The 15,539-nt window shown below is 70.3% G+C and carries 12 protein-coding genes; 6 read left to right on the top strand and 6 right to left on the bottom strand.

Annotated features, from left to right (window positions below):
- The first annotated feature begins 45 nt into the window (after positions 1-45).
- Positions 46-177, top strand: coding sequence for a hypothetical protein (locus U8525_RS10875; RefSeq protein ID WP_374264490.1), 132 nt, complete (start codon positions 46-48; stop codon positions 175-177).
- Here U8525_RS10875 and U8525_RS10870 read toward each other — a convergent pair whose 3' ends face one another.
- The 4 genes from U8525_RS10870 to U8525_RS10855 all read right to left on the bottom strand — a co-directional run bounded on the left by U8525_RS10870 (position 178) and on the right by U8525_RS10855 (position 2,738).
- Positions 178-477, bottom strand: coding sequence for a hypothetical protein (locus U8525_RS10870; protein WP_374264488.1), 300 nt, complete (start codon positions 475-477; stop codon positions 178-180).
- Positions 478-619: 142 nt separating this feature from the next.
- Positions 620-814 carry a hypothetical protein gene (locus U8525_RS10865; protein WP_374264486.1) on the bottom strand — a complete coding sequence of 65 codons (195 nt, stop codon included), beginning with the start codon at positions 812-814 and terminating at the stop codon, positions 620-622.
- 105 nt (positions 815-919) lie between these two features.
- Complete coding sequence (locus U8525_RS10860; RefSeq protein ID WP_374264484.1) at positions 920-1,651, bottom strand: 2OG-Fe(II) oxygenase; 732 nt, start codon at positions 1,649-1,651, stop codon at positions 920-922.
- A 79-nt stretch (positions 1,652-1,730) separates the two neighbouring features.
- Positions 1,731-2,738, bottom strand: coding sequence for a DNA topoisomerase IB (locus tag U8525_RS10855; RefSeq protein WP_374264482.1), 1,008 nt, complete (start codon positions 2,736-2,738; stop codon positions 1,731-1,733).
- Between the two features lie 272 nt (positions 2,739-3,010).
- On the opposite strand from U8525_RS10855, the gene U8525_RS10850 reads away from it, so the two are divergent.
- The 4 genes from U8525_RS10850 to U8525_RS10835 all read left to right on the top strand — a co-directional run bounded on the left by U8525_RS10850 (position 3,011) and on the right by U8525_RS10835 (position 12,058).
- A complete protein-coding gene (locus U8525_RS10850; protein ID WP_374264480.1) occupies positions 3,011-3,823 on the top strand; it encodes a hypothetical protein in 813 nt (270 codons plus the stop codon).
- 117 nt (positions 3,824-3,940) lie between these two features.
- Complete coding sequence (locus U8525_RS10845; RefSeq protein ID WP_374264478.1) at positions 3,941-6,103, top strand: hypothetical protein; 2,163 nt, start codon at positions 3,941-3,943, stop codon at positions 6,101-6,103.
- Between the two features lie 39 nt (positions 6,104-6,142).
- On the top strand, positions 6,143-11,677 hold the full coding sequence (locus U8525_RS10840) for a DNA repair ATPase (protein WP_374264476.1): 5,535 nt from the start codon (positions 6,143-6,145) through the stop codon (positions 11,675-11,677).
- Between the two features lie 189 nt (positions 11,678-11,866).
- Positions 11,867-12,058 (top strand): hypothetical protein, encoded by a 192-nt coding sequence (locus tag U8525_RS10835; RefSeq protein ID WP_374264474.1) that lies wholly within the window; start codon positions 11,867-11,869, stop codon positions 12,056-12,058.
- A gap of 57 nt (positions 12,059-12,115) precedes the next feature.
- On the opposite strand, the gene U8525_RS10830 is transcribed toward U8525_RS10835, so the two are convergent.
- Complete coding sequence (locus U8525_RS10830) at positions 12,116-12,718, bottom strand: expansin EXLX1 family cellulose-binding protein (RefSeq protein WP_374264472.1); 603 nt, start codon at positions 12,716-12,718, stop codon at positions 12,116-12,118.
- Positions 12,719-12,931: 213 nt separating this feature from the next.
- On the opposite strand from U8525_RS10830, the gene U8525_RS10825 reads away from it, so the two are divergent.
- Entirely contained in the window at positions 12,932-13,534 is a 603-nt protein-coding gene (locus U8525_RS10825; protein ID WP_374264469.1) for a hypothetical protein, read from the top strand.
- A 101-nt stretch (positions 13,535-13,635) separates the two neighbouring features.
- On the opposite strand, the gene U8525_RS10820 is transcribed toward U8525_RS10825, so the two are convergent.
- Positions 13,636-15,462 carry a von Willebrand factor type A domain-containing protein gene (locus U8525_RS10820; protein ID WP_374264467.1) on the bottom strand — a complete coding sequence of 609 codons (1,827 nt, stop codon included), beginning with the start codon at positions 15,460-15,462 and terminating at the stop codon, positions 13,636-13,638.
- Positions 15,463-15,539: the final 77 nt, after the last annotated feature.

The following is a 15,539-nucleotide window of genomic DNA, read 5'->3' as shown; positions in this document are numbered from 1 at the left end:
CTTTGTGCATGCTGCGTTCTCAGCGCGGCGGCCCTTGCTTGGCTATTGGCCACGCTCACGCCCGACGAGGCGGAGCTCGACAAGCTGCTGCGCTCATTGGGGACCGAGCTTCGGACGCTCCGCGCGGAGAGCCGCTCCCAGCGCGACGACCTGGAGCGACTGCAGCGCCGCGGCTGATCAACCCAGCGGCTGGACGTGCTCCGCGATGCGGCCGGACGCGAGCAACTCGCGCAGCTCATCGGCCATGCGGTCGCCCTCGGTCAGCACCTGCTGCCACGCGCGGATTCGGTCGTCGGCCTGCATCTCCGTGAAGTCGGAACGGTCCGGGATGCGCCCACCGGGCAGCCGCGCGAGGTGCGCGGGTGACGGCGTGATGAGCAGCGCGCGGCGGAAGTTGAGGGGGCCTGCGCGGCTGCTGGAGGAACTCGCCGAACAGCACGCGGTCGATCCCCTCCAGCCCCAGCCACTTCGGGCCACCGGAAGCGCCCGGGAGGATGTCCACGTCCTCCGCGCGCAGCCCTCGCTCCCGGAGGGTGCGCAGGGCGTCGGGGCCGGCAAGCAGGGTCAGGCTCTGGCTCATCGCGGGCGCGGACCCTAGCAGTCCGGTGCGAGGAAAGGCTCAGCGCTCGTTGTCCGGGACGTCCGACTCCAGCGGATGGAGCGTCACCACCTGGTGGCCGTCCTCCGGTTCGGAGCGCGCTTCCTCCAGCTCCTCGGGGGTCTGGGGTGCCCGCTCGGAGAACTCGTCGTTCTCCAGGTGTCGCTGGCGCTGCTCACTGGTCTCGCCGTAGCCCTCCAGCTTCTTGCCCGCCATGGTCGTCCTCCCGTCCGAAAGGTGAACCTCAAGACTTGGGATGGTGCCGGGTGGGCGCAAGCGGTGGTCAGCCCGCGCGGCCGCACGCTCCAGGAGCGGGGGCGCTCACTCCTCCAGCGTGCCCACGGAAGGGGCCGCACCGTCGCGCTCACGCTGGGCCTCCAGGTAGGCGGAGAAGCCCGCCTTGGACTGGATGCGGAACGCTGGCAGCCGGGGGAGCACGTCCTCCGCGAAGGCGTACTGCTCGCAGACGAGGCTCGCGCGCAGGGCCCCTTCCGGGGCGCCGGTGAAGGGCTGGACCTCGTGCTGGAGGTTTCCCCGGAAGTGGACCAGCAGGCCCGGCCGGGGCCGCACCTCGCCCTGGAGCTGGTTGTCGCGCAGCAGCCGCAGCGCGCCGCCTTTCGCTCCTTCGGGGACGCGCAGGTACAGGACGCTCACGTGCTCGGGCGTCGCGTCCGGCACGCCGCTCGGCTCCTGGAGCGTCGCGTCGATGTGGCGGCCCACCGCAGTGCCCGCGTCCAGCAGCAGCAGGTTCAGATAGAAGGCATTGGGACGCGGACGCGTGTCACGACGGCCGAACCAGCGCTGCGTCCACGGCAGGAGTCCGCGCGCCCTGTCTTCGTCGAGGATGCGGCGCAGGTAGACGGACAGGAACGGGAAGCGGGCCTCCAGCGTCGCGCGGCCCTCTCGCGTGAAGACGAACGCGAAGCCCCGGCTCGCGCGGAACGTCCCCATCAGCGGACTGCGCGCGACGAACCGCGAGCCGAGCAGGGCGTCCCCCAGGGACTCCAACTCGGCGCGGGGCAGGGCGTGGCGGTGGGTGACGTACTCGGGCACGGACCGGACGCTAGCGCCTTCCCGAGTCGCGCGAGAGGGGAACCGCCTCCGCTCGCCTCCCTCCCGGCCGGGCCTGTGGCTACACGGAGGCCTGCTTCGCGGCGCTCTTCGTCATGTCCAGCATGTGCAGCAGCGCCTTCTCCGAGCAGTGCATGCCTTCGCCCGGGCTCGCCGCCAGCTCGTCCACGGACTCGAAGTAGCGGTCCACCACCTGGCCCCGCTCGAACATGACGAGCACGGACGGGTAGATGTACGACGCCTTCGCGACCGCGGGCGTGTTGCCGAACTGCTCGGACGCTTCTCTCACCGCGGCCACCATGCTCTTCTTGAGCACCGTCTTCTTCACCGGGCCGCCGTCGCCGTCCGCCTTCACCCGCTCGCGGGCGCGCGCCAGCGCGCAGGCACAGATCAGCGTGCCCGCCCAGGTGCGGAAGTCCTTCGCGCTGTAGCCTGGGCCCATCACCTGCTGGATGTACTCGTTGATGTGCCGGCGCCGCACGTCCACCACCGCGCCGTCGTCGAGCACGAACTTGAAGACGTCGCGCCCGGGCACCTTCAACAGCTGCCGCACGAGCGTCGCCACGCGCCGGTCCTTCAGCTCGCGGTGCTGCCGCACGCCGGACTTGCCCGGGTAGTCGAACACCACCGTGTCGCCATGCACCTTCACGTGCCTCGCCCGCAGCGTGGCCAGCCCGAAGCTGCCGTGCTCCTCCGCGTAGCGCTCGCTGCCCGGGCGGATGAAGCAGGTGCCCAGGATGCGCAGCATCCCCGCGAGCACGCGCTCCCGGCCCAGGCCCCGCTTGCGCAGGTCCATGTTCACCTGGCGCCGCATCTTCGGCAGCGCCTGCGCGAAGCTCACGATGCGCTGGTACTTCGCGTCGCGCTGCTTCTGCGTGTGCGCCTCGCTGTAGCGGTACTGCCAGCGCCCCGCGCCGTCCCTGCCCACCGCCTGGAGGCGCGCGGATGCGCTGGGCGAGATGTACACGTCCGTCCAGGCGGGCGGCAGGCGCAGCGCGTCGATGCGCGCTCGCTCCGCGGGGGACACAGCGCGGCCTCGCGCGTCCACGTAGCGGAAGCCGCGCTTCATCGTCCCCAGCCTCCGGTGACCGCGCTGACGCAGCCGCTCCAGCTGCGTCGTTCCCCGGCGGAGCGAGCGAGGAGCGCGCTCGGTTTCTGAGACGGCGGCATGGGCGTGCATCGCCTCCCTGTAGTGCGCAGCCCACGCCGGGGCGGCAATCCGGTTGCCCCCTGTCGGCATGGAGGGCAGCCGGCCAGAAAAGCCCCGGGTGGCATTTTCGGATGGGGGTGCAGTCGCTTAGAGTTCGTTGCGACTCCCACCTCCAATTTCATTCCCGAGGCATGACGACCTTCCTTGACGCCCTGCTGGCGTTCCCGACCGCCATCTTCACCATCCTCCTGGGAGTGGTGCTGGCCTACTGGTTGTGCGTCATCGTCGGCGCGGCGGGCATCGACTTGCTGGACGGCGACGTGGACCTGGAGGGCGGCGCCAAGGCGGTGAGCGGCGCCTTCGAGGGCGGGGCCAAGGCGACGTCGGGCCTGCTGGAAGGCGGCGCGAAGGCCGTCGCGGGGCATGGGGTCGACCACGCGGGCCACTCGCACCTGCACGACGCGGAGGCCGCCACCGGCCTGCTCGCGGCGCTGGGCTTTGGCGGCATCCCTGTCACGGTGTCGGTGAGCCTGGTGGTGTTCCTCTCCTGGTCGCTGTCGCTGCTCAGCGGACAGGCCACGCACTCGGCGCTCTCCATGCTGCCCGCGTGGCTCGTCAGCACGGGCCTGGGGCTGAGCTGCGCCGCGGTGGGCACGGTGGTGGGCGGGCTCGCGGTGCGGCCGCTGCGCCCCATCTTCATCGCCAAGAGGGCCCCGGGCCGCGAGGCGCTGATGGGCCGCGTGTGCACCATCTCCAGCGGCAGCGTGACCGCGAAGGACGGCCACGCCACCTTCGACGATGGTGGCGCGGGCCTCATCCTCAATGTCTTCTGTGACAAGCCCAACCAGCTCAAGCGCGGCCAGCCGGCGCTGATCCTCGGCTACGACGCGGAGCGGGGCGTCTACGAGGTGGAGCCGGTGGACTGGCTGCTGCCCGAGGAAATGGAGCAGCTGCGCGATCCGCTCAAGGCAGCGGCCATCGCGCGAGCCCGCGCCCAGCGATGAACATTGGCGTCCTCCGGGCTCCTCCGGACGGGCGCGACAATCGGCACCGGGTGGCTTTCGCGGGGGACCCCGAGTGCTTGGAACTAGGCCCGCCCAACGGACTTCACAGGATAGGCCATGGATCCCATCAGCCTGGCAGCAATCATCGGCGGCGGCATCATCATCCTCTTCGGCATCTTCGTCAGCGTGGCCAAGTTCTACCGACAGGTGGATCAGGGCAAGGTGCTCATCGTCAACACCATGAAGACCGAGCCCACGGTCACCTTCACCGGCGCCGTGGTGCTGCCCATCGTCCACCGCGCGGAGGTGATGGACATCTCGCTGAAGACGGTCGAGATCGACCGCCGCGGCAAGGAGGGCCTCATCTGCCAGGACAACATCCGCGCGGACATCAAGGTCACCTTCTTCGTGCGGGTGAACAAGACGCGCGAGGACGTGCTCAAGGTGGCCCAGTCCATCGGCTGCGCGCGCGCCTCCGACCATGAGACGCTGGAGAACCTCTTCGAGGCCAAGTTCTCCGAGGCCCTCAAGACGGTGGGCAAGTCCTTCGACTTCGAGCAGCTCTACACCAAGCGCGAGGAGATCAAGGACAAGGTGGTGGAGACCATCGGCCGGGACCTCAACGGCTACATGCTGGAGGACTGCGCCATCGACTTCCTCGAGCAGACCCCGGTGGAGATGCTCGACAAGGACAACATCCTGGATGCGCAGGGCATCCGGAAGATCACCCAGCTCACCACCGAGCAGAACGTCTTCACCAACGAGCTGCGCCAGACCGAGCGCCTGGCGGTGACCAAGCGCAACGTGGAGGCCGACGAGGCCATCTTCTCCCTCGAGCGTCAGCGCGAGGAGGCGGCCGCCAAGCAGCGCCGCGAGATCGACAGCATCCAGGCGCGTGAGACGGCCGAGGCCGACCGCGTGAAGAGCGAGGAGTTCGCCAAGGCGCAGCTGGCGCGCATCAAGGCGGAGGAAGAGATCGCCATCAACGAGGAGAACAAGCAGCGCCAGGTGCAGGTGGCGCAGAAGAACCGCGAGCGCGTGGTGGGCGTGGAGTCCGAGCGCGTGGAGAAGGACCGCGCCCTGGAGGCCATCAACCGCGAGCGCGAGACGGAGCTGCAGCGCATCGCGAAGGAGAAGGCGCTGGAGTCGGAGAAGAAGGCCATCGCCGACGTGGTCCGCGCCCGCATCGCGGTGGAGAAGACCGTCGCCCAGGAAGAGGAGAACATCAAGGACCTGCGCGTGACGGCGGAGGCCAAGCGCACCAAGGAGGCGGTCATCATCACCGCCCAGGCGCACGCGGAAGAGGCCTCCGTCAAGGACGTCACGGCCGCGGACGCGAGCGCGAAGATCGCCGTGTTCCTCGCCAAGGAGAAGCTGACCCTGGCCGAAGCCGACCTGGAGGCCGCGGACAAGCAGGCGAAGGCGAAGATGCGGCTGGCCGAGGGCATCCAGGCCGAGTCCGCCGCCGAGGGCCTCGCCAGCGTGCGCGTGCGTGAGGCGGACGCCGTCGCCACGGAGAAGCTGGGCATGGCGCAGGTGCGCGTGAAGGAGGCCGAGGCCTCCGTCATCGAGAAGCAGGGCCAGGCGCAGGCCGCCGCGGTGCGCGAGAAGCTGCTCGCCGAGGCCGCGGGCTCGGAGCAGAAGGGCCTGGCGAACGCCCGCGTGCAGGAGGCGGAAGCCACCGCCATCCACAAGCGCGGCGAGGCGGAGGCCTTCGCCACGCGCGAGAAGCAGCTGGCCGAGGCCGCCGCCATCCAGGAGAAGCTGATGGCCGAGGCCCGGGGCCTGTCGGAGAAGGCCGCCGCGATGAAGGCCCTGGACGGCGTGGGCCGCGAGCACGAGGAGTACCGCCTGCGCCTCCAGAAGGAGCGCGACGTGGAGCTGGCCGCCATCAACGTCCGCAAGGAGATCGCCCAGGCCCAGGCCACCGTCCTGGCCCAGGCGTTCAGCAACGCGAAGTTCCAGATCGTCGGCGGCGACGGGAAGTTCTTCGAGAACTTCATCAAGGCCGTGTCCATCGGCAGCTCGGTGGACGGCGCGCTGGAGCATGGCGAGTCGCTGAAGAAGGCGCTCGGCGGCTACCTCAACGGTGAGAAGGACCTGCCGGCGGACCTGAAGGAGATCCTCTCCAAGCCGGGCCTGAGCAACGACGCGCAGAACCTGGCCGTCGCGGCGCTGCTCAACCGGATGTCGGTGAACCCGACGGAGACCACCGCCGCCGGCCTCAAGGCGCTCGTGCAGTCGGAAGCCGCGGCCCTCGCGCAGAAGCAGCAGGGCTGAAGCGTCCCGCCAATCGCAACTCCTTTCCGGTGAACACCCATGGCAACTGACAGCACCAAGACCCCGGGCGCCCAGGCGCCCGGGGGCGAGGCGATGCTGGAGGGCGGCAGCTACGAGGTCATCCGTGCGCGCCTCCTCTCCCAGGCGGACGCGCTGGCGACCCAGGCGAACGCCCTCAACGCCCGGCGCAAGGCGCTGTTCGGCGGCACGGAGCTCACCGTCATCGGCAATGAGCGGGTGCGCACGGAGAACAACTGCGTCCCCCGCGACATCGTCAGCGTCGGGAAGTACCTCCTCTTCGGCTACAACGTCTTCATCGGCCTGAGGAAGGAGACGAACGTCTCGGACGTCTTCTCGCTGCACCGCTTCGAGAAGACGGCCGAGGGCTTCGATCTGTCCGCCGTCCCTCCCACGGAGGCCGGCGGCTTCCTCGCGGACCCGCGGTTCGTGAAGGACTTCAGCGAGCTCTACAAGTACTACAAGGACACGAAGCTGCTGCAGCTGCGGCGGCGGGACTCGCGCCTGCTCGCGGTGTTCCAGACGGGCCAGTCCGCGCGCGACCTCAAGGTCTTCCGCTTCAACGTGGACGTGGAGGGCCGCGCCACCTACGTCGACAACCAGGGCGAGCGCGACCACGTCTTCCCGCCGTCGCACGACTTCGAGTGGACGGTGGCCACGCGCGAGCAGTACGTGCTGGGCCAGCACCCGCACGTCAACGTGCTGGACCAGGTCTTCGTGGAGACGGTGAAGGGCGACCTCACCGTGAAGGTGGAGAACAACACCGCCACGGGCCTGGGCATCTACAGCGAGCCGGTGGATGACCCGGACCAGTCGCTGGACGACGCGGAGTTCGCCTGGACGCAGGTGGGCGGCCTCATCCTGCTGCGCGTGCTGCCGTTCCGGGAGAAGGCCTACCGCTACCTCGTCTTCAACTCGCGCACCCACCACGTGGTGCGCATCGACGCCATCGGCCAGTCCTGCGTGCGGCTGCCGGAGGACCAGGGCATCGTCTTCCCGGGCGGCTACTACCTCCAGACGGGCGACTACAAGGTCTTCGACGGCGCGTCGGAGGGGATGGAGTTCCACCAGGCGGTGCGCTCGCCCAACGGGGAGGACGTGCTCTACGTCTTCCACCGCCGGGACGAGGGCTCCTACGTGCTCTTCCCGTACAACCTGGTGCGCAAGGAGGTGCAGACGCCGCTGCAGGCGCACGGCATGAGCCTCTTCGCGGACGGCGGGCTGGTGGTGTTCCGCGCCACGTCGCAGGAGCCCACGCGCGTGCACCCCATGCAGGTGTGGCAGACGCCGTTCGTCTCCGACGAGCACGCGGCGAAGCTGCCCCCCGCGCCGGGCTACCTGGGCAAGGTGGGCAACGCGGAGCTGGTGCGCGGCATCAGCGACGCGCTGACGCTCCCTCGCGTGGCGAAGACGGACAAGCCCACCCGCCGCACCTACGAGGACCTGGTCTCCGCGGCCACGCGCGCCCTGGACGCGTACTACTGGCTGTCCCACGCGGAGGTGGGGCTCCAGGAGCCCATCGAGCAGCTGCGCCGCACCTCCGAGCTCATCATCGACGAGTTCGAGAAGGTCCTCGCGATGCGCAAGCGCGCGGAGGAGTCGCTCGCGCAGGCCACGCAGGCGCAGGAGGCGCTGCTGCTCAACGCGCAGCCGGAGGGCCTCACGGACGCCGAGGGCTTCATGCGCGCGCTGGCGGACCTGCGCCGGCACCGCGGGCACCTCATCACCCTGAAGGACGTCCGCTACATGGACCTGGGGCGCGTGGACGCCCTGGAGCAGGCGGTGGTGGCCGCGTCGGACGCGGTGAGCACGGCGTGCGTGGACTTCCTCCAGAAGGGCGAGGCGCTCCAGCCCCTGGCCTCGCGGCTGGACGGGCTGCTGGAGCGGCTGGAGCCGCTGGCGACGACGGCGGAGCTGGCCCCGCTGGCCGAGGACGTGGAGCGCACCGGCCAGGGCCTGGAGGTGCTGGGCGAGGTGGTGGGCGGGCTCCAGGTGGGCGATCCGCTGGCCCGGGCCCGCATCCTGGAGGGCATCTCCGAGCTGTTCAGCCGCTTGAACCGCGTGCGCGCGGGGCTCCAGGCGAAGCGCAAGGAGCTGTCCGGCCGGGAGAAGCGCGCGGAGTTCGGCGCGCAGTTCAAGCTGCTGGGGCAGAGCATCGAGAACGCGCTGTCGCAGGCGGACTCGCCGGAGAAGTGCGACGAGGCGCTCTCCAAGCTCACCGTGCTGCTGGAGGAGCTGGAGGGCCGCTTCGGCGAGTTCGACGAGTTCCTGGGGCAGATCACCCAGAAGCGCGAGGAGCTGCTGGAGGCCTTCGGCGCGCGCAAGCAGGCGCTGGTGGACGAGCGGCAGCGCCGGGCCTCGGGCCTCTTCGGCGCGGCGGAGCGCATCCTCCAGGGCGTGCAGCGCCGGGCGAAGTCCTTCAAGGCGGACGACGAGCTCAACGCCTACTTCGCGTCCGACGCGATGATCCTCAAGCTGCGGCAGCTGTCCGAACAGCTGCTGGCGCTCCAGGACAGCGTCCGGGCGGACGAGGTGATGTCGCGGGTGAAGGCCGCGAAGCAGGACGCCCTGCGCGCCCTGCGCGACAAGCAGGACCTGTTCGAGGGCGGCGAGGGCCTCATCAAGCTGGGGCCCTATCGCTTCCACGTGAACACGCAGCCGCTGGAGCTGACGCTGGTGCCGCGCGACGGCGCGCTGTACCTCCAGCTCACCGGCTCTGACTACGCGCAGAAGGTGGAGGACCCGGAGCTGCTGAAGTACCGCGAGCTCTGGGATCAGCACCTGGTCTCCGAGACGCGCGAGGTGTACCGCGCGGAGTACCTGGCCGCGGGCCTGCTGATGGACGCGGAGGAGGGGAAGGGCGGCCTCACGCTCACGGCGCTGTACGAGGCCGGTGCGCAGGGGCAGCTCCTGGAGCGCGTGCGCGCGTACGCGGCGGACCGCTTCGACGAGGGCTACGAGCGCGGCGTGCACGACGCCGACGCGACGGCGATTCTCGAGAAGCTGCTCGCGCTGCACCAGGGCGCGGGCCTCCTGCGCTTCGCCCCGGCGCCTCGCGCCTGGGCCGCCCTGTACTGGGCGTTCGACGCGGACGACGCGCTCCGGGGCGTGTTCCACCGGCGCGCGCGCAGCCTCGCGCGGCTGCGGCAGGCGTTCGACATCGGCTCGGACCTGGTGGCGCTGGGGGACGAGCTGGGCGAGCGCGTGCTCGCGTTCCTCCAGGGGCATGGCCTCGCGGCCTCGCCCGCGGAGGGCCGGCAGGCGGGCCGCTACCTGGTGGAGGAGCTGGCGGTGGACCGCCCGCGCTTCACCACCAGCCGCGAGGCGCTGGCGCTGAAGGACGCCTTCCTCGCCCACCTGGACCGCCACGGTTCGCGCACCGCGTTCGATGACGACCTGCGGGGGCTGGAGAAGAACCTGCCGGAGCGCCTGCGCATCGCCCGCGCCTGGGTGGACGCGTTCCTGGCCCGTCGTGAAGGCGGCCCGGGCGACGCGGCGCACGTCGCGCTGGAGACGGCGGTGGTGCTGCTCACCGAGCGCAAGCTGGACCGCGAGACGGCGGGCGCCCTGACCGCCACGGCGGCCACGGGCCTGCTGGGCAGCCACCCGCGCATCCAGGAGCGCACGCTGCCCCTGCGCCTGGACGAGTTCCTGTCGCGGCTGGGCGAGTTCCGCCAGGTGCGCGTGCCCGCGTACACGGCCTACCGCGCGTACCTGCGCGACCTGCTGGACCGCGAGCGGCGCAAGCTGCGGCTGGAGGAGCTGACGCCCAAGGTGCTCACGAGCTTCGTGCGCAACCGGCTCATCGACGAGGTGTACCTGCCGCTCATCGGCGCGAACCTGGCCAAGCAGCTGGGCGCGGCGGGCGAGGGCAAGCGCACGGACCGCATGGGCATGCTGCTGCTCATGTCGCCGCCGGGCTACGGCAAGACGACGCTGATGGAGTACGTGGCCAGCCGCCTGGGCCTCACCTTCGTGAAGGTGAACGGGCCGGCGCTGGGCCACTCCGTGAAGTCGCTGGATCCGGCGGAGGCGCCCAACGCCACCGCGCGGCAGGAGGTGGAGCGCATCAACCTGTCCTTCGAGATGGGCAACAACGTGATGCTCTACCTCGACGACATCCAGCACACGGACCCGGAGCTGCTCCAGAAGTTCATCTCCCTGTGCGACGGCCAGCGCCGCGTGGAGGGCGTCTGGAACGGCCAGACGCGCACGTATGACCTGCGCGGCAAGAAGTTCTGCGTGGTGATGGCGGGCAACCCGTACACGGAGACGGGCGAGCGCTTCCGCATCCCGGACATGCTCGCCAACCGCGCGGACACCTACAACCTGGGCGACATCCTGGACGGCAAGGAGGAGCTGTTCGCGCTCAGCTACCTGGAGAACGCCCTGACCTCCAACCCGGTGCTGGCGCCGCTGGCCACGCGCGACCCGCAGGACGTGCACCGCCTCATCCGGATGGCGAAGGGCGAGGAGGTCCCCTCCGGCGAGCTGAAGCACGGCTACGCGGCGGCGGAGCTCCAGGAGATCATCGCCGTCTTCCAGCGCCTCTTCCGCGTGCAGCAGGTGCTGCTCAAGGTGAACCTCCAGTACATCGCGTCCGCCGCGCAGGACGAGCGCTTCCGCACGGAGCCCCCGTTCAAGCTGCAGGGCAGCTACCGCAACATGGGCAAGCTGGCGGAGAAGATCGTCTCCGCGATGACGGACGAGGAGCTGGAGCGCCGCATCGACGACCACTACCAGGGTGAGTCCCAGACGCTCACCACGGCGGCGGAGCAGAACCTGCTCAAGCTCCAGGAGCTGCGCGGGCGCCTGACGCCGGAGAAGGCGAAGCGCTGGGAGGAGATCAAGCAGGGCTTCGCCCGCGTGAAGCGCATGGGGGGCAAGGAGGACGACCCCGTGGCGCGCGTCACCGGCCAGCTGGGCGCCATCGAGGAGCAGCTGGGCTCCGTGCGCGACGCGGTGGTGCAGGCCGCCGCGCAGGTGAACGCCCCCAGCGACGACGCGCCCGTGGCCCCGCACCTGGAGGCCCTGCGCGAGGCCGTGCTGGAGGTGGCCCGCGTGGGCCGCGAGGCCGCCCGGAAGCCGCCCGCCCCGGTGCAGGTGTCGCTCCCGCCCGCGCCGCAGGCCCCCCAGGCTCCGGCCACGGACCTGGCGCCGTACCTCAAGCACCTGGCGCAGCTGCTCAAGGCCCTCACGGAGCGCGTGGCCACCGCGGCGGAGGCGCCCACGCTCGTCAACGCGCCCATCCCCCAGGCGCCTGCCCCGGACTTCGGCCCGTACCTGGCGCAGCTCGCCAAGGCCATCACGGCCCTGGCGGACCGGCCCGTGTCGGTGTCCATGCCTTCACCCGCGGAGGGGCTCCAGCGCGCGGCGAACGGCCCGTCCCCGGCGGAGCTCAGCCGGCAGATCGAGCTGGTGGAGGGCGCGCTGCTGCCCCTGGAGCGCGCCGCCCGCCGCAACGTGCAGGGCGAGGGTGAGGGCATCAAGGCGCTCCAGGTCTGGCAGGGCGTCACCGAGGCCCTGGAGCTGCTGCGCGGCATGCTGCGGCGCTAGGGATTGGACGAACGTCGCGGGTGTCTTCACACCCGCGGGATGCGCGGACGGTCGACGGAGGAAAGCGCTTTCGTGGCTGGCATTGACCTTTAAGGGGGGCGGCGCAGCACCAACCCCCGAGGTCAGTGCCATGCGGCAGGGATCAAGCACGTCGCCCCGGATACGCTGTCGATCGTCCGCTCCGCCGAATTGACCCCGACCACGCTGGGGAGCTCCATCTACTCCGGAGTCCTGGGCATTGCTCCTGACGGCACGACGCTGATCGTCACTGGCACCAAGAACGTCCCGATCTCCGGAGAGACGGGCTCGGGGGACCACTACGTGGCTGTCTTCCCGAACTTCTTCACCAGCACCCTGAATCGCACTGTTGTCGCATACTGAAAGCAATTCGTTGCCAATGACTTTGATTCGCTGACGGACGGGCGGTGGAGGGCGCGCCTACTTCTGGGGCGCGAACTGCTCCGCCCCGTCCACGCTGTCGTCGTCCAGCACCTTCTCCACGGAGTCCACCAGCTGCTGGCCGTCACTGGCGGTGACTCGCAACTGGAAGCGCCCCTCGCCCACGCCGGAGTCGGTGACGAAGTAGTTGTAGCTCTCGCGCCGGAGCGCCTGCCAATCGCCATCGCGCTTCCACTCGAGCTTCTGGATGGGCAGCCGGTGGTTGCGCACCTGGATGGCCGTCCACCAGGGGTTGCTGCCGTCCTTGAAGTGATACTTCACCGGACCGGCCACGTCGCAGGACACCGGCGTCCAGGTGATGTCCACGCGGCCGTCCTTCATCTCCGCCACCTTGGCGAAGGCCTCGCGCGACAGGTCCAGGTGGCCCTTCTCGCACTCGGGGCACTGGTCCACGATGCGCACGCGCACGCTGCCCTTGGGCCCGACGATGTCCACGCACGCGCCGCAGACGGCGCTGTTGTCGTACTGCTCGTGGTTCATCGCGGCCACCATCAGGTCGCCGCCCTTGTCGAAGCTGCAGTTGCCGGCCCCGGTGGCGTCGTAATAGGTCGCAATCCCTTTCTGCTCCGAGCCCAGGGTCACGCCACCCCCAGAGGCCGAGTCATCGCAAGCCCCACAGGCAAGCGTGGCCAGGGTCAAAACCAGCGAGGTCTTCCACGAAGCGGGTCGGTTCATACCGCGCACTATACACGCGTCGCTCCGCGTCAACGGCAGACGCGCCTCCGCGCATTGGTTCTGTCAGGCAGTCTTGTTAGCGTCCGGGCCTTCCCCCTCCCAAAAGAGAAAGGAATTCCCATGCTGAACAAGTTGACGTCCGTGGTGTGTCTGGGGTCTGCCCTCGTGCTCTCCGCCTGTGGCGCGCCGGAGCAGGAGGATGGCGCGGAGCTGGCGCAGCAGGGCGCGCGGCTGACGACGGCGTCCTCGCAGGGCTGTGACTACGAAGCGACCACGGTGCAGATCACCACCTCGCCGCCGCAGTACGACATCGTGGTGACCCGCACGGGCGGCGCCAGCTGTACCCTGACGATTGGCGCGTCGCAGGTCATCCAGACCGTCCCGCTCAGCCCCCCGGGCACCGTGTCCCTCTCCGGCTCCAGCCTTGGGCTCGCGGTGGGCTTCGTGATGCGGAACGGGTGGAGCGGCTCGGCCGCCAACATCATGGCCGTGCGGGCGGTGGACCCCACGACGCTCTCCACCACGCGCAACGCGGACATCTACTGCGACTACATGACGGGCAGCATCAGCACCGGCGGCCTCAGCGTCAGCAGCTCCGGGACCCACGTGAGCGCCTCCGGCACCAAGGCGTGCAAGATCGGCGGCAGGTCGGGGACCTACTGGGCGGCGAGCTTCGCCGACTTCTTCACCACCACCACGCCCCCCGTCATCACCGTCATCTGACGTCCCCTTGAAAAAAGCCCAGCCCGCCACCGGTGCATCCCCGGTGGCGGGCTGGGCCCCCCTTGCTGCGCGTTTCCCGTGGGTCGTGCTGGGGCTCCCGTTCAGCGGCCGCTGGCGGACGCGGTGGTCAGCGCGCGGGCCTGGCCGATGAGGCGAACGAACTCGGTGCGGTCGGCGTCACCGGCCACGGCGCCCTCCGCCAGCTTCTGCGTGGTGGCCAGGCTCCAGCCCTCGGCGGCCGGCGCGGCGCGGAGGATGTCCGCGGTGGCGGCCACGGCGACGGCGAAGCGGAAGTCCGCGGACGCGGCGTCCAGGGACGGCTTCAGGTTGGCGCGGGTGAGCGGGAAGGCCTGCTCCTTGGCCTCCGTGCCGTTGGGCGCCTTGGCGCGGATGCGCACCGTGGCCAGCGCCTGGGGGGCGTCCGCCGCGAGCTCGACCTCGTAGAGCGCCGTCACGGTGTGGCCCGCGCCGATCTCGCCCGCGTCCACCTTGTCGTCGCGGAAGTCCTTGTCCGCGATGTCCCGGTTCTCGTAGCCCATCAGGCGGTAGCGGGTGACGGCCTGGGGGTTGAACTCCACCTGGAACTTCACGTCCTTCGCGATGACCTCCAGCGTGCCGGTGAGCTGCGTCTCGAAGACCTTGCGCGCCTCCTTCAGGCTGTCCACGTAGAAGCTGTTGCCGTTGCCCTTGTCCGCCAGCTGCTCCATCAGCGAGTCGTGGTAGTTGCCCATGCCGAAGCCCACCGTGGTGAGGGTGACGCCCTCGGCCACGGACTTCTCGATGCTGGCCAGCATGGCCTTCGGGGTGGTGTTGCCGATGTTGGCGTCGCCGTCGGTGAGCACCACCACGCGGGACACCACGCCGCCCGCCGCCTTCTTCACCGCGTGCTTGTAGGCCAGCTCCATGCCGGAGCCCATGGCCGTGCCGCCGCCCGCGGACAGCGAGTCCAGCGCCGCGTGGATCTTCTTCACGTCCGTGGCGGGCGTGGGGGGCAGCACGTCCCGCGTCGAGCCCGCGTAGGTGACGAGCGCCACGGTGTCGTTCTCGTTGAGGTTCTTCACCGCGATCTTGATGGACTCGATGGCCAGGGGCAGCTTGTCCGACGAGGCCATGGAGCCGCTGGTGTCCACCAGGAACACCAGGTGCGCGGGCTTGCGCTGCGAGCGGGAGACGACCTTGCCCTGCACGCCCACGCGCACGAACTGGCGGCGCGCGTTGAAGGGCGAGGGCGCGCCCTCCAGGTGCACCGTGAAGGCGCCTTCCTCCGGCGGGGTGTAGCGGTACTTGAAGTAGTTGACGAACTCCTCCACGCGCACCGCCTGGGTGGGCGGCAGCCGGCCCTGCTGCAGGTAGCGCCGCGCCATGGAGTAGGAGGCCGTGTCCACGTCCGCCGCGAAGGTGGACAGGTTGTCCTTCGCCGTCTCGGTGAAGGCGTTGGGCTTGTAGGCCTCGAAGGTGTTGCCGCCCTCGGCGATGGACTTGTCGTCGCCCAGGTCCAGCTTGCCCTTCTCCAGGGGCTGCTGGAGCGGTGCGCCGCTGCCCGCCAGGGCGCCCATCGTGGCCTTCAGCGCCTTGGCCGGCGCAGCGCGCCGCATCGCCGGCTCGGCGGGCTCGGCCCTGGCCGTGCTGGAGGGGGCCGCGGCCAGGGACTCGGACGCGGCGCCGGTGGCCTCGTCGGCGGCGACGTCACCGACCTTCTTCCTGGCCGCGACGGGCGCCGGCGTGGAGGGCGGCGGAGGCGGCCGCGCCAGCTGGGACTCGGCCTCCTCCTTGGAGGCGCGCTCGGTGGTGGCCATGGCCTGGGGCCGGAGCTCGGTGCGGGGCGCGCTCTGCGCCGGCTCCATGGAGGAGCACGCGCTTACGAGGCTGGCGCAGAGGAGGGCACCACTGACAAGGGACACGCGGCGCTTCGAGAAGAACGGGGACATGGCGGCTCCGGGACCACGGGAGGAAGGTCAGCGTGCCCCTGGAAACGACCGACCTCCGGAATGGGTTTTTCCAGTGA

Origin of the sequence: Corallococcus sp. RDP092CA (assembly GCF_041903675.1) — a bacterium.
Classification (GTDB): domain Bacteria; phylum Myxococcota; class Myxococcia; order Myxococcales; family Myxococcaceae; genus Corallococcus.
This window is presented reverse-complemented; position numbering and strand designations above follow the sequence as displayed.